Raw genomic sequence first — 24,925 nt, 5'->3', positions numbered from 1 at the left:
CAAGCTCCCCTTCACCCCATTACGAAGTAGACCGGGCGTCTTTTTCCTTATCAAGATCCAGGCCAAGTTTCTCATTGGCTGGCTCTTCATCTTCATCCAGCTCGCGCATTTCAATCTCTTTTTCGTCTTCAGAAAGGATTTTGACATCCATTCCCAAACTTTGCAGCTCTTTAATCAAGACTTTAAACGATTCAGGCACACCTGGTTCGGGTACATTTTCTCCTTTGACAATCGCTTCGTATGTTTTAACCCGTCCAACCACATCATCGGACTTGACAGTGAGAATCTCTTGGAGAGTATAAGCTGCACCATAGGCTTCCAGTGCCCAAACCTCCATCTCTCCAAATCTCTGTCCGCCAAATTGTGCTTTTCCGCCCAGTGGCTGTTGGGTAACGAGCGAATAAGGACCCGTTGACCGGGCATGAATCTTATCGTCTACCATGTGGGCCAGCTTAATCATATACATGACCCCGACGGTTACCCGGTTTTCAAACGGTTCGCCAGTCCGACCATCATAAAGGACGGTCTTGCCATCTGGAGACAAACCTGCTTCCTTTAATGTGTCAAATACATCTTGTTCAGTTGCTCCATCAAATACAGGTGTAGCCATGTGCAGCCCAAGCGCTTTCGCTGCCATTCCCAGGTGTACTTCCAATACCTGACCAATATTCATCCGTGAAGGTACCCCCAGCGGATTGAGAACCACTTCAACAGGTGTACCATCCGGCAAGAATGGCATATCTTCTTCGGGTAGAATCCGAGCGATTACCCCTTTGTTACCATGGCGTCCAGCCATTTTGTCTCCTTCGGAAATTTTCCGTTTTTGGGCGATATAGACACGAACCAATTGATTGACACCTGGTGGGAGTTCATCGCCATTTTCACGAGTAAACACTTTCACATCCACAACAATTCCATCTTGGCCATGAGGCACTCTGAGAGATGTATCCCGAACTTCCCTTGCTTTTTCACCAAAAATCGCATGGAGAAGCCGTTCTTCTGCAGTTAACTCGGTGACTCCTTTTGGTGTTACTTTACCAACCAAAATGTCGCCTGCTTTAATCTCAGCACCTACACGAATAATTCCACGTTCATCCAAATTCTTTAACGCTTCTTCTCCCACGTTCGGAATATCCCGCGTAATTTCTTCCGGTCCCAGTTTGGTATCCCGTGCTTCAATTTCATGTTTTTCAATGTGGATGGATGTATAAACATCTTCTTTTACCAGTTTCTCACTGAGCAAAATCGCATCCTCGTAGTTGTACCCTTCCCAGGTCATAAAGGCAACGAGAACATTTCTGCCCAGTGCGAGTTCTCCTTGTTCCGTTGATGGTCCATCAGCCAAAATGTCGCCTTTTTTGACTTTTTCCCCTTTACGAACAAGAGGACGTTGATTGATGCAGGTCCCCTGGTTGGAACGAGCAAATTTGATTAATTTATATTTATCGATATCGCCTTTTACAAGCACACCGTCTACTTCTTCTTCATGACGTACCCAGATTTCATCTGCGGTAACGCGCACGACAGTTCCTGGACGTTTCGCCAAGATCATGACACCCGAGTCCCTGGCCGCTTTGTGTTCCATTCCCGTTCCAATAAACGGAGCTTCAGGTTTCAACAGCGGAACAGCTTGCCGCTGCATGTTGGATCCCATCAAAGCACGGTTGGAGTCGTCATTTTCCAAGAAGGGGATACAGGCCGTTGCGACGGACACAACTTGCTTTGGAGAAACGTCCATATAGTCAACTCGATCACGAGGTACGGTTAAAATTTCATCTTGATAGCGCACATCAACCATTTCATTGATAAAGTTACCTTCTTCATCAATGGGTGCGTTTGCCTGTGCTACATAATAGTTATCTTCTTCATCCGCTGTCAGATAATCGATCTGATCCGTGACTCGCCCCGTTTCCGGATCCACACGCCGATAAGGGGTTTCAATAAAACCGTATTCATTGATGCGTGCATACGTAGATAACGAGTTAATCAAACCAATGTTTGGACCCTCAGGAGTTTCGATCGGACACATCCGACCATAGTGTGAGTGGTGAACGTCACGCACTTCAAACCCTGCACGCTCCCGGGTCAAACCACCTGGTCCCAGAGCAGAAAGGCGGCGTTTGTGAGTCAATTCTGCAAGTGGGTTGGTTTGATCCATAAATTGGGATAACTGACTACTACCAAAGAATTCCTTAATCGAAGCAATCACTGGACGAATGTTAATTAAGGCTTGTGGGGTAATAGCGTTCGCATCCTGGATGGACATACGCTCCCGTACAACCCGTTCCATCCGTGACAGACCGATCCGGAATTGGTTTTGCAAGAGCTCACCCACTGAACGAAGACGGCGGTTACCCAAATGGTCGATGTCATCAATCGTACCCACACCATGTAACAAGTTAATGAAGTAGTTAATGGAGGCAATGATATCAGCCGGAGTAATATGTTTGACTGATTGATCAATTTCTCCGTTGGAGATGACCTTGATCACTTTATCTTCTTGCAGCGGAGATACAATATGTACCGTCTGCAAACGAACAGAACCTTCATCCGGTACTCCACCCCGCACGGTATGCTCATGAAATCCAAAAGCTTTCTCACCCGTCAGATACGGCAACAGTTTATCAAGCACTCGCCGTTCCAAAACAGTTCCTGCTTCAGCCAATACTTCGCCTGTTTCCGGATCTATAATGGGCTCAGCCAACTTTTGATTCAAGAGACGATTTTTAATGTGTAATTTTTTGTTGATTTTATATCGGCCAACTGCAGCCAGATCATACCGTTTGGGATCAAAGAAGCGCGAATACAAGAGGCTACGGGCATTGTCTGCAGTAGGTGGTTCACCAGGACGTAGACGTTCATAAATTTCAATCAGTGCCTTTTCAGTGTTTCCAGTATTGTCTTTATCCAATGTATTACGAACGTACTCATCATCACCTAACAATTCAAGGATCTCCGCATCACTGCCAAAACCTAATGCCCGTAACAAAACTGTCACAGGGATTTTACGCGTGCGGTCAATCCGTACATAGATAATATCTTTTGCATCCGTTTCAAATTCAAGCCAAGCGCCACGGTTCGGAATTACCGTTGCTGTATAAGTTGGTTTACCGTTCTTGTCTACTTTCGTGTTATAATACACACTAGGTGAACGAACTAATTGGCTGACGATGACACGTTCAGCACCATTGATGATAAAGGTACCAGTCTCGGTCATTAGCGGGAAGTCACCCATGAATACTTCCTGCTCTTTCACTTCACCAGTCTCTTTGTTGATCAAGCGAACTTTCACACGCAGTGGAGCAGCATAGGTCACTTGATGATCTTTTGCTTCCTCCACGTTGTATTTTGGTTCACCTAAACTGTAATCAATAAATTCCAAAACCAGGTTTCCAGTGAAATCCTCAATCGGGGAAATATCACGGAACATCTCCCTGAGCCCTTCATCTAAAAACCACTGATAGGATTTCTTTTGGATCTCAATCAGATTAGGCAGTTCCAGAACTTCATTGATTCGAGCATAGCTCCTTCTTTGCCTCCGACCACACTGAATCATTTTACCAGCCAAACGAACTCCCCCCTCGTACCGAGTCGCATGACGCTTGCAAGGCGTTTGTGCCTAAAAAAAGAAAATGGGCATGAAACCTCATTTTTCACCTAGAAGTAGCTTATTTACCTATCTTAACCAATTATTGACATAATTAAACAAGAGGAAAGCAGAGGTCCTCCAGTCAAAATGGTTAAGCTCGTCCAGATACACTATCTGCAATTTATTACATTAGCATATAGAATAGAACATGTCAACGAACTGCCGCTCGAATAATCCAGTACCCTTTTTTCTGCTCTACCACATCAACCTGGTCAAATATCCGTTCGAGCTCTGCTTTTGCTGATGCGGCTCCTTGCTGCTTACGAATGACAACCCACAATTTTCCACCTGATTCAAGATGCTCTCTTGATTGTGCAAATAAAGCATATACAGCCGATTTTCCGATACGAATGGGTGGATTGAATAATATCGCATCAAATCTACGTTCAGAGACTGCGAAAAAACCGTCGCTTACCAATAACTCTATTCGATTGCTGACCTGATTTCGCACAACATTTTTTTTCGCGAGTTCCACCGCTCGTTCATTTATATCCAGCATCACTACAGAAAGTTGTGGATAAGCTTTGGCCATCGCAATTCCGATCGGTCCATAGCCACAGCCCAAATCAAGAATGACTCTTTCATGTTCAATCGAAACCGTTTCGATCAACAAGCGGCTGCCAAAGTCGACCCCTTTTTTCGAGAAAACACCTCGATCAGTATAAAATACCAATGACTGGTCCAGCAGTTTGGCTTGAATCTCACGTTCTTCACTTTTTGCAGTGGGTTTGGAAGAATAGTAATGTTCATGCATGAGCAGCAATCTCCTAATCCATTCCAGCTCCTACAGGGCTTAAGAAGTTTTCCTTAACAAATCATAAGCCGATCCATTCCTCGTTCACTTTGTTTAACGGGAACATCTCGGCTAAAAGAACAAATCGACCCGCCGACCAATGACGGCGGGTCAGGCCGGAATTCCTTACTTCAGTTCTACAGTAGCACCGGCTTCTTCGAGTTCTGCTTTGATTTTTTCTGCTTCTTCTTTGGACACGCCTTCTTTGATTGGGCTTGGAGCACCATCAACAAGCGCTTTTGCTTCTTTGAGACCAAGACCAGTGATAGAACGAACAACTTTGATAACGTTGATTTTGGAAGCACCAGCGTTTGCCAGGATTACATCGAATTCGGTTTTTTCTTCAGCAGCAGCTCCATCTCCGCCACCTTGTACTACAGCAACTGGTGCAGCAGCAGTTACACCAAACTCTTCTTCGATTGCTTTTACCAGATCGTTTAATTCAAGAACGCTCATACCTTTAATCGCTTCAATGATTTGTTCTTTCGTCATGAAAGGTTACCTCCTTATATTCATTCATTTTCCTGTTATATGAAATTAAGCTTCTTGAGCTTGAGCGCCATCTCCATTTTTATCGGCCACTGCTTTAACAGCAAGAGCAAAGTTGCGGATTGGCGCTTGCAGTACGCTAAGCAACATGGACAAGAGTCCTTCGCGGGATGGTAGATCAGCCAGCGCCTTGATTTCGTCAAAGCCGACTACCTTACCTTCTACCACTCCACCTTTAATTTCCAGCGCTTCATGATCCTTCGAAAATTTATAGAGCACTTTCGCTGGCGCCACTACATCTTCATTGCTGAATGCAATCGCGGTTGGTCCAGTTAAGTATTGATCCAACTCAGTCAAACCAACTTCTGCAGTTGCTCGACGGGTCAATGTATTTTTCAATACATAGAACTCTACCCCTGCTTCACGCAACTGTTTACGAAGTTCATTGGTTTCTTGCACTGTCAGACCGCGATAGTCAGTCACAATGGTGCTTTTGCTGTTCGACAGCTTCTCAACAATCTCAGCTACTTTTTGTTTTTTCAGCTCTAGCGCTTTGGACATGGGTACACCTCCTCATAAGGAGCTTTTCAAAATTGACCACTTCCCCATGCGTAAACGTAGGGGATTCTTGGGTAATCCCTTCTATTGAAGAGAAATGAACCAAGCTCAACCCGCCAGTCCAGCGGTGTAAAAAGATATTTTTCAAACTAGCCCTACTGCTTGGTTTTCGCTTTTCAGCCTAGTTTGACACTCGCTCTCATCTCCATAACTAAAGCTATGGAGTTTTCTCGCTCGCAAGCATTAAAAAAAGCCCTCGTAGACAGTCGAAGGCCTCAAGAAAACACTTCAAACACCTCGGTAGGATATTAAGCGATTCTCTCGCACCTACTGTCTACGGTAGCTACTATTCCATTTTCAATCAGCGTTAAGGATATCGAATGTTTCAATGAATGTCAAGCGTTTGTCAAAAATTAACGACCGGTTAAACGAGCAACGTTAACAGATACACCAGGACCCATGGTCGAAGAAACCGTGCAGCTCTTCATATAGGTACCCTTTGCTGCAGCTGGCTTGGCTTTGATGAGTGCTTCAGCCAGTACCTGTAGGTTTTCAGCCAGTTTCTCAACATCAAAAGAAACCTTACCGATTGCAGCATGAACGTTTCCAGCTTTATCTGCACGATACTCAATTTTACCTGCTTTAATTTCCTGTACAGCTTTTGCTACTTCAAAGGTAACTGTACCCGTCTTTGGGTTTGGCATAAGACCTTTTGGACCAAGAATCCGACCCAGGCGACCTACCTGCCCCATCATATCAGGGGTAGCTACCACCACATCAAAGTCAAGCCAGCCTTGGCTTACTTTGTTGATCAGATCTTCGTCCCCTACAAAGTCAGCACCTGCTTGTTCTGCTTCTTTCGCTTTTTCCCCTTTGGCAAAAACAAGTACACGCTTGGTTTTACCAGTTCCGTGCGGAAGTACAACTGCACCTCTTACTTGTTGATCAGCACGTTTGGTGTCGATTCCGAGACGGAATGCCACTTCAACGGTTTCATCGAATTTCGCAGTGGAAATGCTCTTTACCAGTTCTAACGCTTCTTTTGGATCGTATTGTTTTTCACGATCCACTTTACCTAGCGCCTCTAGATATTTTTTACCATGTTTAGCCACTGTATTTCCTCCTTTCGTGGTCGTAACGGAAGATCCTCCCACAAGCCTTGACTACCCGTGGCAGAGTATCCAGGCTTAGTCTTTGATTACGATCCCCATGCTACGAGCTGTACCTTCGATCATCCGCATTGCTGCTTCTACGCTCGCTGCATTGAGATCGGGCATTTTGAGCTCAGCAATTTCACGAATTTTATCCCGTGTAACCGTTCCAACTTTCGATTTGTTTGGTTCACCAGAACCAGATTCAATACCTGCTGCTTTTTTCAAGAGAACTGCAGCTGGTGGAGTTTTGGTGATGAAAGTGAACGAACGATCTTCAAAAACAGTAATTTCAACTGGAATGATTAACCCAGCTTGATCTGCAGTACGGGCATTAAATTCTTTACAAAAGCCCATGATGTTTACCCCAGCTTGACCAAGAGCCGGACCTACAGGCGGTGCCGGATTTGCTTTACCAGCGGGGATTTGCAGCTTGACCACTTTAATCACTTTTTTGGCCATGCAAATCTACCTCCTTCAAAAATGTGGTTTTCTCGGGTTTGACCCTCCCACGGCAACGACAAAGCGTCTGCCCCGAAGACAGGGGTACAACAAACAAACAGTATTTAATTTACCACAACATAGCCGAAAACGAAAGGCTTCTTTAAATTTTTTCTACCTGGAAAAAGTCAAGCTCCACAGGCGTCTCACGCCCAAATATATTCACAAGCACTTTCAGCTTGGAACGACTTAAATCCACTTCTTCGATCACACCTACAAAATTGGCAAACGGGCCTTCTTTGACTTTTACATTGTCACCCACGGCAAAGTCAACGGAAGTCCGCGGCTCTTCGAGGCCCATTTGATGCAGAATGGCGTGTGCTTCTTCCGGCCGAAGGGGGGTCGGTTTTGAACCAGCCCCAGATGAACCGACAAATCCGGTTACACCCGGTGTGTTCCGTACAACATACCACGAGTCATCCGTCATGATCATTTCCACTAGTACATACCCTGGAAAGACTTTGCGCATGACTGTTTTCTTTTTACCTTCCTTGTGCTCGACCTCTTCTTCCATTGGAACAAGCACACGAAAGATTTTATCTTGCATATCCATGGAGTGAACCCGTTTCTCCAGGTTGGCCTTCACTTTATTTTCATAGCCAGAATACGTATGAACAACATACCATTGCTTTTCCATAAGCTCAGGGCCTTACCCTTTCCCCCCTTCATGGCATAGATATCGACGCCCTTCCACCTATTTGGTTTTAGTAATCAGCTTAACCAATTCAGCGATTCCTAAATCGATGATAAAGAAGAAGAGCGTGAGAAGAAAACAAGTGATCAGGACCACAAAGGTGTAGCTAACCATCTCTTTCTTGCTCGGCCAGCGCACTTTTTTTAACTCTTGAACACTGCCGCGAAAGAAGCCTGTTGTACCGGTTACACTTCTTTTCAGTCCCCGGCCTATACTACTTAAAATAGATGCCATGCTGTCACCCCCATCTTCTAAAAAGCGCGAAATCCTTATTTTGTTTCGCGATGCACGGTATGCGCGTTGCAACGAGGACAATATTTACGGAGTTCCATACGGTCTGGATGCTTCCGTTTATTTTTGGTGGTTGTATAGTTGCGGTTACGGCATTCTGTACATTGCATGGTAACTGATACCCGCATGGTTGGCACCTCCTTAAAACAAGATAACCGCTCTATAAATAATATATAAAATACCCAAATTACATTATCATACCGTGCTTTTTCTGTCAATGTGCTCATTCTTCTTGTTTTACAGTATGGACATGTCACAAGACCAATTAAACCGCACCAAAGAGATTGTACAAATTTTATCGAAAAAACTCATAAAGGCGCACAAATAAAAAAGGAATATGTAACTTTTTGTCGAATAATAAAAGCAGGTACTACCAAACACGGTACCTGCTTTTATTATTTTGGAATATGTTCTGTCTAAAGTGAAATTTCACGCACTTCAAGGTAACGCTCTAACTTGCGCTTTACCCGCTGAAGTGCATTATCTATCGACTTCACATGTCGATTTAAATCTACCGCAATCTCCTGATAGGAGCGTCCATCTAAATATAGCATTAAAACCTTTCGTTCTAAATCACTTAAAATCTGGGATATCTTATCTTCAATGTCATGATACTCCTCTTGTGTAATATAAATTTCTTCGGGATTTAACCGGCTGCCGGGGATCTTATCCATCAATGTGCGGTCTGAATCTTCGTCATATGCTGGCTTGTCCAACGATACATATGAATTTAGCGGTATATGCTTTTGCCGGGTAGCGGTTTTGATCGCTGTGATAATTTGACGGGTTATACATAATTCAGCAAAAGCCTTGAAAGATGAGAGTTTATCCCCGCGGAAATCCCGAATCGCTTTATATAAGCCAATCATACCTTCCTGTACAATATCTTCATGATCCGCACCGATCAAAAAATAAGATCGCGCTTTTGCTTTGACAAAATTTTTGTACTTATTAATCAAGTATTCCAACGCTTCATCATCGCCATAACGTACTTCTTTTACCAGCTCTTCGTCGGGTAATGACTTATAATCTACCAATTTGTCATAATTGATCGCTTCGCTGGATTGTAGATCTACACTCACCGCTATCCCTCCGACTAAGTAAGCATAGAAACCCGATTTATGCTATTATAGCTGACCTGCAACAAAAACGTCAAATTTTCTCCTAATTTTTCCTTCTCCATTTTTCCAATTTGTTTCGAATTTCATCAGATAACCTCTCCTCCAGGGAATTTCTCGCGGAAGTAATATTCATATTCCCCTTTTTTCGCAAACTATTACTCAATTTCTGCTTAGCTAATCGAATTTCCTGTAAAAGCTCACGCGAAGAGATCCGATAAGCCCCTTGTCCAAAAATCATGCGTTGTTCCAAATAATCGGAGGTAGCGACAAATATCCGACGATGAGGGCTTTTGGATTGCTTGACAAAACGTTCAATCAGTTCATCGGCTGTCTCGCCATATCGTGTATACAGAACGGTTATTTTCTCATGTTCTTCCACCACTTCTTTTCCTGGGGTTTGATGGGCATCAAATACCAGAATAACCCTTCTTCCCGTTACCGCCTGATATTCGGATAAATCACGAATTAACCGTAAACGCTCTTCTTCCAAATATGTCGGATTCCAGCGCGCTTTCTGGTCTGTACCGATGACATTATATCCATCGACAATGAGCCATTCTTCCTGTCTAATCATGGCTCATCCTGCCGCGCATCACTTCATACATCAAAATCCCTGCTGCAACAGACGCATTCAGGGATGATATGCGACCGCGCATAGGCAGTCGAACAAGGAAGTCGCATTTTTTCTTTAACAACTGGCTAATCCCTTGTCCTTCATTGCCGATGACAAGTGCAACAGGCATCTGATAATCGACTTGATCGTATGTTTGTTCTGCGCTTCCATCACTGCCAACGATCCAGACCCCTTGTTCTTTCAATTCTTCTACAGTTCGATTCAAGTTGGTTACCCGAACCATTGGTACGTATTCAATGGCTCCTGCCGACGTTTTGGCAACCGTGGAAGTCAATCCTACTGCCCTTCTTTTTGGAATAATGACTCCATGAACACCTGTCGCATCTGCTGTACGCAAAATGGACCCCAGGTTATGTGGATCTTCAATGCCATCCAACAACAGGAAAAAAGGGGCTTCTCCCTTTTCTTCAGCCCGTGAAAAACACTCCTCGATCGAAGCATAACGATATGCAGCAACTTGAGCCATTACACCCTGATGGTTTCCACCTTCGGATAATTGATCAAGTTTCGAACGCGGAACCCATTGATAAGGGATTTTCGCTTTCTGAACCTGCTCCAAAATGGCTTGTATACTTTTTGTTTGCACCCCTTTAGCAAGCAAAATCTTGTCAATCGTTCTTCCTGCACGAAGCGCCTCGTTTACTGCATGTCGACCAATAATCCATTCTGTTCCCATCCTACTACACCTCTTCATCCACTTTCTGCAAAATCATCTGCATCAATTCTTGCAAACGAGCATAATTACCCGAGAGGTATAAAAAGCCAATCAACGCCTCTAAACCTGTACTATACCGATAGTCTGAAACTTTAGCGTTTTTGGGTATACTACCTGACTTTGCATTTCTACCTCGTTTTAATATCGCTAATTCATCAGGGGCTAACTCATTTTTAATGCGATAAACAATATCTGCTTGCGCACCAGCTGAGACATACTTTGTTGCTTCTTTTTGCAAGTTTTGCGGATGTGAAATACCTTGAGCAATCAAAAACTGACGGACATATACTTCATAAACAGCATCCCCTATATAAGCCAGAACCAATGGATTCATCTCTTGAGGGGATTTGGGCAGAGAAAAGAGAAGGGGCTGGATCATTTTCTTCTCCACCGAACCCCTTGTGGTGTATCTTCCAAAATAATCCCCTTCGATGCTAAATAATCACGAATTTCATCTGCCCGTTGAAAGTTCCGCTCTTTTCTTGCTTGTTGTCGCTCAGCGATTAAGGCTTCTACTTCCGCATCAAGGCTTTCTTGTTTTTCTAGCTCGACCAAGCCCAAAATATCTTCAGCATATCGTTTCATCCAGTCTAAGATCGCATCAACCGCCCCTTTGGTGATAACTGGACGAGCTACCCATTCATTTGCCAGACGAACAGCATCAAACAAGACACTGATCGCATTTGCCGTATTAAAGTCATCATTCATTTCAGCAACAAAACGATCAGCCAAGCCATTTAATTCACTGATCAGTTCCTCGGGTGCGGTCCCTTCCAATGCTGTCTGTTTTCGATGCTTCAAATTGGTTACAGCTGTTTCGATCCGTTCCACACTGCTTTCTGCCTGACGCATGACTTCAGCATTAAAATTGATTGGATGGCGATAGTGAGAAGACAGCAGAAAATAACGGATGGCCGATGGAGAATATTGTTGACGTAACTCAACTACCTTCACGATATTTCCTAATGACTTCGACATCTTTTCGTTATCTATATTGATAAAACCATTATGCAACCAATATCGAACAAACGTTTTTCCCGTCCAGGCTTCACTCTGGGCAATCTCATTTTCATGATGCGGAAAGCAAAGATCGACTCCACCAGCATGAATATCCAGAGTATCCCCCAGATATTTCCGGGCCATTACAGAGCATTCCAGATGCCAACCCGGGCGTCCAGGCCCCCAGGGACTATCCCAGCTAATCTCGCCTGGTTTGGCAGCTTTCCACAAGGCAAAATCAAGCGGATGTTCCTTTCGTTCATTCAGCTCAATCCGAGCGCCTGCCTTCAGTTCGTCGAGCGACTGATGGGATAACTTACCATAATCCTTTTTATGAAGGGAGCGATAGTATACATCGCCATTCTTTTCATAAGCATATCCTTTGGCGATTAGATCCTGTACCGCCTCAATCATCTCTGGGATATGCTCTGTTGCACGAGGGTGAACATCTGCTCGCTCCACTCTTAGAGCATCCATATCAGCAAAATAAGCTTCGATGTACTGTTCTGCAATCTCTGGCACGGAACGCCCTGTTTCGATCGATGCTTGAATCAATCGATCATCGACATCCGTAAAGTTTTGTACATACGTAACTTGATACCCCAGATGACGAAGATACCGGCGTACTACATCAAAAAACACAAATACACGAGCATTCCCGATATGAATGTAATTATACACTGTAGGTCCACACACATACATTTTTATCTTTCCCGGATGAATGGGTTCCAATTTTTCTTTACTTCGAGTCATCGTATTGTAAAGCAGGACTGTCATGTTTCTTAGCTCCTCCTTGATCCTTTGAATCCACTTTTTCTTTAAGTGATGCCAATTCTGTCTTCAATTTGGCTATTTCATCTTGCATCGAACGAAACATTTCAGCTACTGGGTCTGGCAAATTAACATGATCCAAGTCTGTTTGTACACGAACACCATCTTGAACAACAACACGACCAGGAACTCCTACCACTGTAGAATTCGGTGGCACTTCCTTCAATACAACAGAACCGGCACCAATTTTAGCACACCTGCCCACCCGGATCGAGCCCAACACTTTTGCTCCAGATGAAATGAGTACATGATCTTCGATGGTAGGATGGCGTTTCCCTTTTTCTTTTCCTGTTCCTCCAAGCGTTACGCCCTGGTAAATTGTCACATAATCGCCAATTTCACATGTTTCCCCAATGACTACCCCCATGCCATGATCAATAAATAAACCTTTACCGATTTTCGCTCCAGGGTGAATTTCAATTCCTGTAAAGAAGCGGCTGAGTTGGGAAATGATCCGAGCAACCAAAAACAGCCGATGTCGATAAAAGAAGTGTGCGATCCGGTGCGCCCAAAGAGCATGTAATCCCGAGTAAGTCAAAACCACTTCCAAAGTGCTTCTGGCCGCCGGATCCCGATCAAATACAGCTTGAATATCTGATTTTAAAAGCTCTCGTATTTCTTTTAATTTGCTCCAAAACCCCATCGTTCGCTTCACCCCTCCTCATCAATAAAAAAGTCTCTGTAGGCTAGGCTACAGAGACGGTTTTACTCCGCGGTTCCACTCTGTTTGAACTCTACTGAAGTAGAATTCCACTCAAGTCCGATAACGACGGAAGTCGGATCATCCTACTGCAGCTGATTTGCAGCTGGTTCAGATGTCAGTTCCTGGGTGCATTTCAAACCTGGTGGAATGAAGCATTCCCACCAAACAGCTTCTCTCTGGAATTCCAGCCAGATTCTACTCTCCCAGTCATCACTCGTAGCATATCCAATTATCAAATAATACCCAACAACATATTCCCATTTTGAAGTTTACCAATACCTAACCATTAAATTTTATATTATTTTCTAATAAGTTATTCTTTGTTGTCAACCAACTTCTGCAAGCGTTGTTTAACGGTTTCCAAACCAATCAATGACAAGGTCTCTCTCAAATCAGGACCATGAACTTCACCGGTTACTGCCACGCGGATAGGCATAAAGAGCTGTTTACCTTTATATCCTGTTTCTTTCTGAACTTTTTTAAACACCGTTTTAATCTGATCGGGGTTAAATTCTTCCACTTCCTCCAACTTGGCAAGGAACGAGCCAAGTACAGCAGGAACATGTTCCTCGGCAAGCACTTGCTTTCCTTCTTCAGAGTACTCGACTTCCTGGCGGAAAAAGATTTCAGATAGCTCTACAATGCTTGAAACTTGATCCAGTTGTTCCTGATAAAGAGCCACCACACGGGTGATCCAGTTCTTTTTCTCTTCAGACAACGGTAAAGTAATCAGGCCAGCTTGTTCAAAATAAGGGATCGCCAAATCTACAATTCGCTCCAGTGAAGCTTTTTTGATATAGTGGTTGTTCATCCATTTCAATTTTCCGGTATCAAAAATCGCTGGTGCTTTAGATATACGCTCCAGTGAGAAAATTTGACACAGTTCCTCCAGGGTAAAAATCTCCTCTTCTCCCTCAGGAGCCCATCCCAACAAAGCCATAAAATTGACAAGTGATTCCGGCAAATAGCCTAACTCCTTATACTGATCGATAAATTGAACAATCGATTCATCCCGTTTGCTCATCTTTTTTCCCTCTTGGTTCAAAATCAGTGGAATATGAGCAAACTGGGGGGGCTGGAAGCCCAATGCCTCATAAATGAGAATTTGTCGAGGTGTATTTGAAATATGTTCTTCTCCACGAATGACATGCGTAATTTCCATCAGGGCATCGTCGATTACACAGGCAAAATTATAGGTAGGACGTCCATCCGGACGCATGATGACAAAATCGCCAATCCCATCCGATTCAAATTTTACTTCTCCGCGAACAGCATCTTCAAAGGAAATAATCCGTCCTTCTGGTACACGAAAACGGATACTTGGCACTCTGCCCTCTGCTTCGAGCTTTGCTTGCTGTTCTGGGGTCAGATCCCGATCCCATCCGCTATATTTTGGTGCCTGACCGCGTGCTAACTGTTCTTGACGCTCTTTTTCCAGTTCCTCAGGCGTGCTATAGCTCTTATACGCTTTTCCTTCAGCCAACAACTTGTCCACATACTTTTTGTAAATATCCAATCGCTCCATACAACGATACGGACCATAGGGACCGCCTTTATCAATCGACTCATCCCAATCAAGCCCCAGCCACTTCAAACCAGCCATCTGGCTGTATTCTCCGCCTGGCACGTTGCGTTCTGTATCTGTATCTTCAATACGTATAATGAAATCACCGCCATTTTTACGGGCAAACAAATAACTAAACAAAGCTGTACGAGCATTCCCAATATGTAAATGTCCTGTTGGGCTCGGTGCGTAACGCGTACGAACTTTTGCCATTCTTCGTCTGACTCCCTTTCCATAAGTTCATCTGGTTGAAGTAATCTGCAAAACTCCCTCATGCTTCGATCATGAAAAAGATGATATTTCCTCCATCTTTCGTTTTCTTTGATTTTCATTATACCTGAAGCTTCCTTATTTCGCTTTAACGTTTTATTTCTGATACAAACAAACAACAGCCATCGCTGCTATCCCTTCTCCTCTTCCAGTAAAGCCCATATTCTCGGTGGTTGTTGCTTTCACATTTACCTGGCTTTCATCTGCCCCCAATATATTTGCAATCCGCTTGATCATTTGTGGGATATAAGGAGCCATTTTAGGCTTTTGCGCAATGATCGTTGCATCAACATTCCCAAGGTAAAATCCACGATCTTTGGCAAGATCCCAAACATCAGCAAGCAACTTCGCACTATCCGCATCCTTATAGGCTGGATCAGTGTCAGGAAAGTGCTTGCCAATATCCCCCAAACCAAGAGCGCCCAAAATGGCATCTGTAATGGCGTGCAATAAAACATCCGCATCCGAATGTCCCATTAACCCTTTATCAAAAGGGATTTCTACTCCGCCGATAATAAGTAAACGTCCTTCCACCAATTGATGTACATCAAATCCTTGTCCAATGCGCATCATTCTGTTTGTCTCCTCGCTTTGCAAATCGCTTCTGCCAAAATTAAATCCTCTGGTGTCGTCAGCTTAATATTCAAGTATTCTCCTTGAACTACCCGCACATCGATCCCCAATTCTTCCACAAGCATGGAATCGTCTGTCGCTAAAATCCCTTGCTCCTGAGCTTGGCTATAGGCTTCCCATAACAACTCACGTCGAAACGCCTGAGGCGTCTGGACAGCCCAAAGCCTCTCACGTTCCGGAGTCATTTCAACAATTCCAGCAGAATCCACTTGCTTGATCGTATCTTTCACGGGAACTGCCAAAATAGCCGCTCCGTGCATTTTGGCAGATGCCAATAAACGGTCAATCGCTTCATGAGTGACAAAAGGACGAACAGCATCATGAACTAAAACCCACTCGGATTGTATATATTTTAAACCTTCATATACACTATCCTGCCGCTCTTTTCCACCTGTGACCACTTTTATGACCTTTTTGATCCCATATTCTTGAATGAGTTTCCTTGTTTCTTCGATTTCTTTTTCTTGAGCCACTACAATCATCTCATCAATGGCAGGATGTGTTTCAAACACCAATAAAGTATGTATAAGAATCGGCTTTTTTTCAAGCATCAAAAACTGTTTGCTTTTCTTCGAACCCATTCTCTTTCCCAGACCAGCTGCTGGAATCACAACGCCAACCTTCACTGAAAATCTTACCCCTTTCAATACACAACAATGCCCGGCGGCTAAAAAGCCACACGGGCGTATGTTTACGTTCCAGATTGTAGTGCTCTCTCCAAGAGCTTGGGCTTGGCAAAAATCATTCGACCAGCGGATGTTTGCAATACACTGGTTACCAATACATCAATATGACTACCGATATATTCACGTCCACCTTCGATCACAATCATCGTGCCATCGTCTAAATAAGCAACACCTTGCCCATGCTCTTTTCCATCCTTAATAACCTGGACATTAATTTCTTCACCAGGTAATACAATCGGTTTTACAGCATTAGCCAAATCGTTAATATTTAAAACCTGAACCCCTTGCAACTCACAAACCTTGTTTAAATTAAAGTCATTAGTTACCACCTTACCAGATAACACTTTAGCCAACTTAACCAATTTACTGTCCACTTCGGATACATCCTCAAAGTCGCCCTCATAAATGAGTACTTTTACATTGAGCTCTTTTTGGATTTTGTTTAAGATATCCAAACCGCGCCGGCCACGGTTCCGTTTCAACACATCAGAAGAATCCGCAATATGCTGAAGCTCTTCCAAGACAAAGCTGGGAATAACCAGAGTGCCTTCCAAAAAACCGGTACGGCAAATATCCGCAATACGGCCATCAATAATGACACTGGTATCCAAAATTTTATGCTCAAATACCTCTTTATTTTCTTTCTTGCTATTTTTATCTTTCCCTTGACGACCTAGAGTAAAAATGGAGATCAGTTCATCCCGTTTTTTATATCCCACGCGGAACCCCAGATATCCCAAGAGTCCAGAAACGATAAAAGGCAGCACACTCTTTATACCTGGAATCGGCAAAAGAGACAAAGGTTGTTGAACAAGAAAAGCAATAATAAGACCGATTATGAGTCCCAATGTCCCAAACAAACCATCTACCGCTGGAATTTTAATTAAACGTTCTTCACTCCATCGAATCCACTTCACCACTTGGTTGGTTAGCCAAAGTGTTGCAACAAAGGCAAGTATAGCACCAAGACTTGCTCCAATGAGATGAGGGTATGGAACCTCACCAAATTTTAGAGGAGATGTTCGAAGCACCTGAAACAACAAGGGGCCGGCATAGTAGCCCGCAGATGCTCCAATCACAATGAAAGCGAGTTGCACAAATCGTTTTAGCATAGGGGCTCCACCTCCTCCAATATTTAACAGTATCTAATACTATTATAGACAATCTATTGGAACGGAAACCTGATCCCTTAATTTTTTCCCTCTCTCCTCATTTTTCATTCCCATTTCCTACTGGAACAATTTCTTTTAGCAGTTCAACAGCTTGATCCTCTTTTAAATTACTGGCTAATGCTAGCTCACTGATCAAAATTTGTCTTGCGTTATCCAACATCTTTCTTTCCCCTGTAGAGAGACCTTTTTCCCCCTCGCGGAGCATGAGTGATTTGACTACATCGGCTACTTCGTAAATATCCCCGCTCTTCATTTTGTCCATATTGGTACGATAACGGCGGTTCCAGTTTGTTGTCTCATCGACTTCCTTGCTTTTCAAGCGTTCAAGCACTTGTTTCACTGTGCCAAGATCTACTACTTCTCTTAATCCAATGTTTTCTACATTGTTTACTGGAATCATCACTTTCATATCTCCAATAGGCATACGCATTACATAATATTTTTGTGTTTCCCCTAAAATCTCTTTCTCTTCAATTGACTCAATGACTCCAGCTCCATACATTGGATAAACCACCTTATCGCCCACATTGAACAAAATGGCCACCTCCAGGGGAAATTTCTATTTTCCAAGATATCACAACGAAAAAATATTGTCAATAAATAAAAAAACATATTAGCACATTACCACGAAATACGTCAACACTTTTTCTATCTGTCGAACTCTTGTCTAATTTGACAAAAAATTGACACTTAAGAACCCAAGCCGATATAATAGGAATATAACTAAAAAATATGCGATCCATTTTTTTCTATGATCTCTTTAGAAAAAGAGGTGCAATCCATGAGTGAGGATAATAACGTCCTTTCTTTTCAACAACAGGTTTCAGAATTATTATTGCGTCACCGTAGTTTTTTAGATGTGACATCAAAATTTCAGGAATCAAATGCCCGTGTCAATCGTGCTTTAATGAAAGCAATCACCGAGTGCGGGTGTATTAAAGTACAAGGTGAACGACAGCTTTTTCCGCAAAATGCTTCTCTCTCACTCTGGAAAAAACAGTTAAAAACACATTTATCTGGCGAGTTATGCGATCACTGCCTGGATATAGTCAAAGCAGAAATGGGAAAAAATTTGTTTTATCTTGCTGCACTTTGCAATTTGCTAGAAATTAACTTAACGGATGTCATCAATCAGGAAGCAAATAAACTGTCCACTTTAGGCATTTTTAACCTGCGATAAGAAGGAAAGCTAGCTCAAAACCAGGGGGTTATCCCGTGTTTTTCTAACCACTGTCATTATACTTGAAACCTCTTTCCGATAGAAAAAGCGTTTTTGAAAAAACGGGAAATTTTCATCCACCCTAACAAAAACAACCCAGAATAGAGAACACTGCAAAAATACCAGCTTAAATAGGTAAAGGTTTTTGCAGCAGTCTCTGATACTGGGTTGTTTTGTCTTGCTGTTTACATCTATGTCCAAAACTGTGATTGTTATCGACGTCGTTTTCTTGCAACAGTTTTTTTGATTCCATACAAAGCATACAAAATAAGTGGAACACAAATGACTTTAGGCAATTCTTTCGGATAGAGAATAGCCGAAATGGCTAACGCAATGATGAAGATTGGAACTAAAATATACACGATCTTGGGAACATCTTGTTTTTTAAAAGCTGGATATTTAATCCGGCTAATCATCAAATACGACAAAAAGAGCATCGCTGCCATTGAAATATAGACATTTTGTAAATAAGGATTATAAAGAGCCAGTGTAGCTAGAATTCCACCTGCCGCAGTAATCGGCAAACCAATAAAATAACCGGGTTCACCCGGATTTACATTAAACCGGGCTAAACGCAGAGCCCCACAAATCGGAAATATAGCTGTAACGATCCATCCCTCAATACCAGTCGTTTTGAAGGCAGATACATACATAATAACGGCAGGAGCCACACCAAAAGAAATAACATCTGATAATGAGTCCAACTCTTTACCAAATTCACTTTGCGTATTCAACATCCGGGCTACTCGTCCGTCCAAACCATCCAATAACATACCGATAATGACCATCATTGCTGCGTATTCCCAGTGCCCCTGAAACGCAAATAAAATCGCTATAATACCGAGAAATAAGTTCCCAACGGTAAAAAAACTCGGTAATGCTCTCGCAAACATAAAAGGGAACCTCCTAAATTGATCAAGTACCGCTTAGGCGGCTAACGCCCCCTCCTTCGCCCATAAAACCATTTTCTTTTTATATGTGTAGTTTCATTCATTCTAGGTTATTTAGATATGTCTGTCAATAAAGACCTGTTCCTGAATTCGCTTCAACCCTTCTTTAATCGCACGGGCACGGACATCTCCAATTCCCTCTACTTCATCCAGTTCCTCAATGGTCGCGGTCATAATGCGCGGTAGCGTTTCAAAGCGTAAAATTAATTTGTGAATAATATTTGCAGGTAAGCGAGGAATTTTGCTCAAAATTCGATAGCCACGAGGCGCAACAGATTCTTCATTGATATTTATATTGCCCACATAACCTAAAATCCGTACCAGGTGCATATGTTCCAATAAATCATCTGCTGATAATTTCTGCAGCTCGGCCAAAACTTCATGAGGTGTTGGACAACCCAGGTCATTCACATAATCTTTAATAAGTAAATATGCTTCTTCCTCTACATCATTCACTAATTCTTCCAACTGCATTCGAATCAAACGGCCTTCTGTTCCCAATTCATTGATATAGCTTTGAATTTCCCGTTTGATCCTCAAAACCATTTCAATTCGTTGCAAAACCATAGCAACTTCGCTTAATGTGACCAATTCTTCAAATTCCAAAGCACTTAAATTTGTGGTCGCTTGATCGAGTACAGATTTATATTTCTCCAAGGTTTGGATCGCCTGGTTAGCCTTCGTCAAAATGACACCAATATCTTGCAAAGAATAGCGTGTATTCCCTTTATACAAAGTGATGGTATTCCGGCGTTGCGAAATCGAAACAACCAATTTTCCGGTCTGTTTCGCTGTCCTTTGAGCTGTCCGATGGCGAATCCCTGTTTCCGTAGAAGGAATCGAAGAGTTAGGAACGAGTTGGGCATTTGCATATAATATTCTTTTCCCGTCATTACTTAAAATAATCGCCCCATCCATTTTTGCCAACTCATATAAACTGGCTGCTGTAAAAGGGCTATCAATATGAAAACCACCATCGACAATTTCACGAACACTTTCATCATAACCGATGACAATCAATGCGCCCGTCTTCGCTCCTAATACATTATCCAATCCTTCGCGCAGCGGGGTTCCGGGAGCAGTCAGGCGCAAGATTTCACTCATTTGATCTTCATCTCTCACAGATCTACCCTCCTAACGCCACTTCTAATGCTTCTCCCAAAGTCCCCACACCGATCAGCTCGATTTCTTTAGGCGGTGTCCATCCGCGAAGATTTTTTATTGGCAGAATCACTCGCTTAAACCCCAAATTATATGCTTCTGCGACTCGTTGTTCTACACGAGATACGGCACGAACTTCGCCTGTTAAGCCCACTTCTCCAATAAACAGGTCGTGTGCTTCCGTCGGCTGATCCCGAAAGCTGGAAACCAGACTCACTGCCATCGCTAAATCGACTGCAGGCTCATCCAAACGAACGCCTCCGACTACATTTAGATAAGCATCCTGATTTTGCAAGAAGAAACCCAATCGCTTCTCCAATACAGCCATAATCATGGTGACGCGATGATGATCCACTCCAGTTGCCATGCGTTTCGGTGTGACAAAGGTCGTAGGAGCAACTAATGCCTGTAATTCCACAAGTACAGGCCTAGTTCCTTCTATACTTGCTGCCACAGCAGTACCAGGCACCCCAACGGGTCTCCCTGATAAGAACATTTCTGATGGATTTTCAACTTCCACCAATCCCGATTCTTTCATCTCGAAAACACCAATTTCGTTCGTTGAACCGAAGCGGTTTTTAACAGCTCGAAGCACTCGATACGTATGATGGCGTTCACCTTCAAAATAAAGAACAGAATCAACCATATGTTCCAGCATTCTTGGTCCTGCAATCGCTCCAGCTTTCGTTACATGTCCTACAATAATAATAGCAACTCCCCAATCTTTCGCAAACCGCATGATTTGCCCTGTACACTCTCGCACTTGCGAAACAGAGCCCGGTGCGGAGGTGACTTCTGGATGAAACATGGTTTGGATTGAATCAATGATCACCAATTTTGGCTTCGTTTCTTCAATTAATGATTCGATTGCAATCAAATCCGTTTCAGATGCTACTATTACATTATCATGCAAAGCCCCTAACCGCTCTGCTCGAAGACGAATTTGCTCAATGGATTCTTCACCAGAAACATATAAAACTTGCATACCTCGTTTAGCCAATTGATAAGTGGCTTGTAATAAAAGCGTCGACTTACCGATCCCTGGATCGCCTCCGACCAAAATTAAGGAGCCAGGGACCAGACCTCCACCAAGTACACGATTCAACTCTTTAATCCCTGTATCAGCACGTGGTTCTTCCAGTTTACCCACCTTTGTGATCGGTGTCGCTTTTTCACGCTGACTTCTACTCTTGATTCCTACCATGGGCATTTTGCTAGCCGAGACATCCCGTTCTTCCACCATGGTATTCCAGCTTTGGCACCCAGGACAGCGACCCATCCATTTTGGAGATTCATATCCACATTCTTGGCATACAAACTTACTTTTCATTTTCGCCACGGTTCATCCTCGATTCCAAAAAAAGTTCCAGACAAATTATATCAAACAAATAAAAAAACATCTAAAAAGGAAAATTTCAGAATGAATGCTAAAAGATTGACTTGATCATAATCATGTTAAGGAATCCATTTCATATAAAGTTATTTTATATATATTATATAATTAGACGAAGCTGTTTCTTGGGCAAAAAGAAAAGAGAAACGGTTGTTTCTGCATGTTTCTTCTTTTTTACTTGACTTCTAACAAAACTTATATTGCCCTATTTTTGTCAAAATCAATGCAAGACCTGTCAAAGAAAAAAACCTAGCATCTATCTTTCAATAGGTGCTAGGCTACTCGTTCTTTCGAAGCGGTGTTACTGATTACAAGTGAGCATGGTTTGCTTTTTCCACTGTCAGTTGTTTATCTTTTACATCGATAATGACACGATCACCTCGTGCAATATTGCCACGTAATAATTCTTCCGAAAGTCGATCTTCAATATGCTTTTGAATCGCTCTTCTTAGCGGTCTTGCTCCATACGTTGGGTCAAATCCCTCTTTGGCCAAATGTTTTTTGGCCGCATCTGTCAAGGTAAAGTCAATATCCTGCTCCAAGAGGCGTTTGCGCAGTTGTTCAGCCATAAGTGAAACAATTTCTTGAAGATGTTCCTCTTTTAACGCATGGAACACAATCACATCATCAATACGATTTAAAAACTCGGGACGGAAGTTTTTCTTTAATTCTTCCATCACATTCCGTTTCATATTCTCATAATCATCTTCACTTGTTTGAGAATGTGTGAAGCCCAGACGTGCATTCTTGCGAATCGCATGTGCCCCGATATTGGAAGTCATGATAATAATCGTATTACGGAAATCGACAGTACGTCCTTTTCCATCCGTCAGGCGGCCATCCTCCAGTACTTGCAAAAGAATGTTAAAGACTTCTGGATGGGCTTTTTCAATCTCATCAAACAATACAACCGAGTATGGTTTGCGACGTACTTTCTCCGTTAACTGTCCTCCTTCTTCATAACCCACATATCCGGGAGGAGACCCAATTAAACGGCTTGTTGCATGCTTCTCCATATATTCGGACATATCGATGCGAATCATCGCATCTTCATCACCAAACATGGCTTCAGCCAAGGCTCGTGCCAATTCCGTTTTACCTACACCCGTAGGTCCCAGGAAGATAAATGAACCGATGGGACGCTTCGGATCTTTTAATCCAGCCCGTGCCCGACGAATCGCACGAGATACGGACTTGACAGCTTCTTCTTGACCAATCACGCGATTATGCAAAATGCTTTCCAATTTCAACAAACGCTCTGATTCTTCCTGTGCCAGCTTATTAACTGGAATACCGGTCCAGCTCGCAACTACTTGTGCAATATCTTCTGCAGTTACTTCCGAATCTGTTTTTCCTTGTGCCTGTTTCCAATGATTCCGGGTAATCTCCAGTTTTTCACGCAACTTTTGCTCGCGGTCTCTTAAAGCTGCTGCTTTTTCAAACTCTTGACTTTGTACAGCCGCATCCTTCTCCTTTTTGACTTCTTCCAATTCCTGCTCCAACTTTTTAAGCTCAGGTGGAACCGTGTAAGAAGACAAACGAACTTTGGATGCTGCCTCATCGATCAAGTCGATCGCTTTATCCGGTAAATAACGATCCGTAATATAACGATCAGACAGTTTTACTGCTTGCTCAATGGCTTCATCCGTGATTTTGACACGATGATGGGCTTCATAACGATCTCTTAGGCCCTCCAGGATTTGGATTGCTTCCTCAGTGGTAGGTTCATCTACCATAATTGGCTGAAAACGGCGTTCCAGTGCTGCATCTTTTTCGATATATTTTCGATACTCATCCAGTGTGGTAGCTCCAATACATTGAAGCTCACCGCGTGCAAGAGCTGGTTTTAGAATATTCGAAGCATCAATGGCTCCTTCAGCGCCCCCTGCCCCGATCAAGGTATGCAATTCATCAATAAATAAAATAATATTCCCGGCTTGCCGAATTTCATCCATAATTTTCTTCAGACGATCCTCGAATTCTCCCCGATACTTGGTTCCAGCAACAACGGTTCCCATATCTAAGGTCATCACGCGTTTACCACGCAATGTTTCTGGAATTTCTCCATCTACAATGCGTTGTGCCAATCCTTCGGCAACCGCCGTTTTCCCTACACCAGGCTCCCCAATTAATACAGGGTTATTTTTGGTTCTCCGTGATAAAACCTGAATCACCCGTTCGATTTCCTTACTGCGTCCAATAACGGGGTCGAGATTCCCATCACGAGCTGCTTGCGTCAAATCACGAGCCAAGCTGTCCAAGGTAGGTGTATTCGCATGTGCAGTAGCCCCCTGATGCCCGCCTGTCAACTCACTGCTTCCCAGAAGCTGCAACACTTGTTGTCGGGCTTTATTGAGACTGACTCCCAAATTGTTCAAAACCCGGGCAGCTACTCCTTCCCCTTCGCGAATTAACCCTAAAAGAATATGTTCAGTACCCACATAGGTATGACCCAATTTTCGTGCTTCATCCATCGAAAGCTCAATCACCTTTTTAGCTCGGGGTGTATAGCCAATATTACTCGTTTGCGCTGAACCTCTGCCAATGAGTGTTTCCACTTCTTTCTGGATCTTTTCCAAGCCCAGTCCCAGTGCAATTAAAGCTTTTGCTGCGATCCCTTCTCCTTCACGCACCAAACCCAACAAAATATGCTCTGTGCCAATGCTGTTATGCCCTAACCGAACAGCTTCTTCTTGAGCCAGTGCCAACACTTTTTGGGCGCGCTCTGTAAATCGACCAAATAACATC

25 protein-coding genes and 2 other annotated features are annotated in these 24,925 nt (G+C 43.2%); of the genes, 1 reads left to right on the top strand and 24 read right to left on the bottom strand.

Translation table 11 applies throughout. From position 1 onward, the window contains the following. Positions 1 to 19: 19 nt before the first annotated feature. The 20 genes from rpoB to BMZ78_RS09740 all read right to left on the bottom strand — a co-directional run bounded on the left by rpoB (position 20) and on the right by BMZ78_RS09740 (position 17,980). Positions 20 to 3,556: a DNA-directed RNA polymerase subunit beta gene (rpoB, locus tag BMZ78_RS09835; protein ID WP_093230050.1), complete on the bottom strand. Its 3,537-nt coding sequence runs from the start codon at positions 3,554 to 3,556 to the stop codon at positions 20 to 22. 244 nt (positions 3,557 to 3,800) lie between these two features. Further along, entirely contained in the window at positions 3,801 to 4,403 is a 603-nt protein-coding gene (locus BMZ78_RS09830; protein ID WP_093229945.1) for a class I SAM-dependent methyltransferase, read from the bottom strand. A gap of 165 nt (positions 4,404 to 4,568) precedes the next feature. Beyond that, positions 4,569 to 4,934, bottom strand: coding sequence for a 50S ribosomal protein L7/L12 (gene rplL, locus BMZ78_RS09825; RefSeq protein WP_093229944.1), 366 nt, complete (start codon positions 4,932 to 4,934; stop codon positions 4,569 to 4,571). A 45-nt stretch (positions 4,935 to 4,979) separates the two neighbouring features. Continuing rightward, positions 4,980 to 5,492: a 50S ribosomal protein L10 gene (gene rplJ / locus BMZ78_RS09820; protein WP_093229942.1), complete on the bottom strand. Its 513-nt coding sequence runs from the start codon at positions 5,490 to 5,492 to the stop codon at positions 4,980 to 4,982. Positions 5,493 to 5,726: 234 nt separating this feature from the next. Next, positions 5,727 to 5,847 (bottom strand) — a sequence feature (ribosomal protein L10 leader region). A 55-nt stretch (positions 5,848 to 5,902) separates the two neighbouring features. After that, positions 5,903 to 6,601, bottom strand: coding sequence for a 50S ribosomal protein L1 (gene rplA, locus BMZ78_RS09815; RefSeq protein WP_093229941.1), 699 nt, complete (start codon positions 6,599 to 6,601; stop codon positions 5,903 to 5,905). A 75-nt stretch (positions 6,602 to 6,676) separates the two neighbouring features. After that, positions 6,677 to 7,102 (bottom strand): 50S ribosomal protein L11, encoded by a 426-nt coding sequence (gene rplK, locus BMZ78_RS09810; RefSeq protein WP_093229939.1) that lies wholly within the window; start codon positions 7,100 to 7,102, stop codon positions 6,677 to 6,679. A 142-nt stretch (positions 7,103 to 7,244) separates the two neighbouring features. Then, positions 7,245 to 7,778: a transcription termination/antitermination protein NusG gene (gene nusG / locus BMZ78_RS09805; RefSeq protein WP_093229937.1), complete on the bottom strand. Its 534-nt coding sequence runs from the start codon at positions 7,776 to 7,778 to the stop codon at positions 7,245 to 7,247. 57 nt (positions 7,779 to 7,835) lie between these two features. Continuing rightward, the gene (gene secE, locus BMZ78_RS09800; protein ID WP_093229935.1) at positions 7,836 to 8,069 is read right to left on the bottom strand and encodes a preprotein translocase subunit SecE; all 234 of its coding nucleotides are present in this window, start codon (positions 8,067 to 8,069) and stop codon (positions 7,836 to 7,838) included. A 35-nt stretch (positions 8,070 to 8,104) separates the two neighbouring features. Next, complete coding sequence (gene rpmG / locus BMZ78_RS09795) at positions 8,105 to 8,254, bottom strand: 50S ribosomal protein L33 (protein WP_093229934.1); 150 nt, start codon at positions 8,252 to 8,254, stop codon at positions 8,105 to 8,107. A 288-nt stretch (positions 8,255 to 8,542) separates the two neighbouring features. Next, on the bottom strand, positions 8,543 to 9,208 hold the full coding sequence (gene sigH / locus BMZ78_RS09790; protein WP_175482395.1) for an RNA polymerase sporulation sigma factor SigH: 666 nt from the start codon (positions 9,206 to 9,208) through the stop codon (positions 8,543 to 8,545). Between the two features lie 82 nt (positions 9,209 to 9,290). Continuing rightward, positions 9,291 to 9,821 (bottom strand): NYN domain-containing protein, encoded by a 531-nt coding sequence (locus BMZ78_RS09785; RefSeq protein ID WP_093229932.1) that lies wholly within the window; start codon positions 9,819 to 9,821, stop codon positions 9,291 to 9,293. Next, a complete protein-coding gene (gene rlmB, locus BMZ78_RS09780; protein ID WP_093229931.1) occupies positions 9,814 to 10,557 on the bottom strand; it encodes a 23S rRNA (guanosine(2251)-2'-O)-methyltransferase RlmB in 744 nt (247 codons plus the stop codon). The genes BMZ78_RS09785 and rlmB overlap by 8 nt, the downstream gene beginning before the upstream one ends. A gap of 4 nt (positions 10,558 to 10,561) precedes the next feature. Continuing rightward, the gene (locus tag BMZ78_RS09775; RefSeq protein WP_093229929.1) at positions 10,562 to 10,975 is read right to left on the bottom strand and encodes a Mini-ribonuclease 3; all 414 of its coding nucleotides are present in this window, start codon (positions 10,973 to 10,975) and stop codon (positions 10,562 to 10,564) included. Next, positions 10,972 to 12,372: a cysteine--tRNA ligase gene (gene cysS / locus BMZ78_RS09770; RefSeq protein ID WP_093229928.1), complete on the bottom strand. Its 1,401-nt coding sequence runs from the start codon at positions 12,370 to 12,372 to the stop codon at positions 10,972 to 10,974. Before cysS ends, BMZ78_RS09775 begins: the two co-directional genes overlap by 4 nt. Beyond that, the gene (gene epsC, locus BMZ78_RS09765; RefSeq protein WP_281244555.1) at positions 12,335 to 13,069 is read right to left on the bottom strand and encodes a serine O-acetyltransferase EpsC; all 735 of its coding nucleotides are present in this window, start codon (positions 13,067 to 13,069) and stop codon (positions 12,335 to 12,337) included. The genes cysS and epsC overlap by 38 nt, the downstream gene beginning before the upstream one ends. 49 nt (positions 13,070 to 13,118) lie before the next feature. Further along, positions 13,119 to 13,349: a binding site (T-box leader), on the bottom strand. A 93-nt stretch (positions 13,350 to 13,442) separates the two neighbouring features. Beyond that, positions 13,443 to 14,906, bottom strand: a complete 1,464-nt coding sequence (gltX, locus tag BMZ78_RS09760; RefSeq protein ID WP_093229926.1) for a glutamate--tRNA ligase — start codon at positions 14,904 to 14,906, stop codon at positions 13,443 to 13,445. Positions 14,907 to 15,059: 153 nt separating this feature from the next. Further along, entirely contained in the window at positions 15,060 to 15,536 is a 477-nt protein-coding gene (gene ispF / locus BMZ78_RS09755; RefSeq protein WP_093229925.1) for a 2-C-methyl-D-erythritol 2,4-cyclodiphosphate synthase, read from the bottom strand. After that, positions 15,533 to 16,222, bottom strand: coding sequence for a 2-C-methyl-D-erythritol 4-phosphate cytidylyltransferase (gene ispD, locus BMZ78_RS09750; protein ID WP_281244554.1), 690 nt, complete (start codon positions 16,220 to 16,222; stop codon positions 15,533 to 15,535). Before ispD ends, ispF begins: the two co-directional genes overlap by 4 nt. A 65-nt stretch (positions 16,223 to 16,287) precedes the next feature. Next, the gene (locus BMZ78_RS09745) at positions 16,288 to 17,394 is read right to left on the bottom strand and encodes a PIN/TRAM domain-containing protein (protein ID WP_093229923.1); all 1,107 of its coding nucleotides are present in this window, start codon (positions 17,392 to 17,394) and stop codon (positions 16,288 to 16,290) included. Positions 17,395 to 17,491: 97 nt separating this feature from the next. Then, on the bottom strand, positions 17,492 to 17,980 hold the full coding sequence (locus tag BMZ78_RS09740) for a CarD family transcriptional regulator (protein WP_245739809.1): 489 nt from the start codon (positions 17,978 to 17,980) through the stop codon (positions 17,492 to 17,494). 255 nt (positions 17,981 to 18,235) lie between these two features. On the opposite strand from BMZ78_RS09740, the gene BMZ78_RS09735 reads away from it, so the two are divergent. Then, positions 18,236 to 18,634, top strand: coding sequence for a nucleoside triphosphate pyrophosphohydrolase family protein (locus BMZ78_RS09735; RefSeq protein WP_093229920.1), 399 nt, complete (start codon positions 18,236 to 18,238; stop codon positions 18,632 to 18,634). Between the two features lie 251 nt (positions 18,635 to 18,885). Here the strand turns inward: BMZ78_RS09735 and pssA are convergent, their stop codons facing one another. The 4 genes from pssA to BMZ78_RS09715 all read right to left on the bottom strand — a co-directional run bounded on the left by pssA (position 18,886) and on the right by BMZ78_RS09715 (position 24,924). Beyond that, a complete protein-coding gene (pssA, locus tag BMZ78_RS09730; RefSeq protein ID WP_093229919.1) occupies positions 18,886 to 19,566 on the bottom strand; it encodes a CDP-diacylglycerol--serine O-phosphatidyltransferase in 681 nt (226 codons plus the stop codon). Positions 19,567 to 19,677: 111 nt separating this feature from the next. Then, on the bottom strand, positions 19,678 to 20,727 hold the full coding sequence (gene disA / locus BMZ78_RS09725; RefSeq protein WP_093230043.1) for a DNA integrity scanning diadenylate cyclase DisA: 1,050 nt from the start codon (positions 20,725 to 20,727) through the stop codon (positions 19,678 to 19,680). A gap of 22 nt (positions 20,728 to 20,749) precedes the next feature. Then, a complete protein-coding gene (gene radA / locus BMZ78_RS09720; RefSeq protein WP_093229917.1) occupies positions 20,750 to 22,123 on the bottom strand; it encodes a DNA repair protein RadA in 1,374 nt (457 codons plus the stop codon). Positions 22,124 to 22,485: 362 nt separating this feature from the next. Then, complete coding sequence (locus tag BMZ78_RS09715) at positions 22,486 to 24,924, bottom strand: ATP-dependent Clp protease ATP-binding subunit (protein ID WP_093229916.1); 2,439 nt, start codon at positions 24,922 to 24,924, stop codon at positions 22,486 to 22,488. Between the last annotated feature and the right edge of the window lies 1 nt (position 24,925).

It is taken from the genome of Thermoflavimicrobium dichotomicum (assembly GCF_900114055.1).
GTDB classification, from domain to species: domain Bacteria; phylum Bacillota; class Bacilli; order Thermoactinomycetales; family Thermoactinomycetaceae; genus Thermoflavimicrobium; species Thermoflavimicrobium dichotomicum.
The sequence above is the reverse complement of the archived record's forward strand: the minus strand, read 5'-3'. Positions and strand labels throughout refer to the sequence as shown.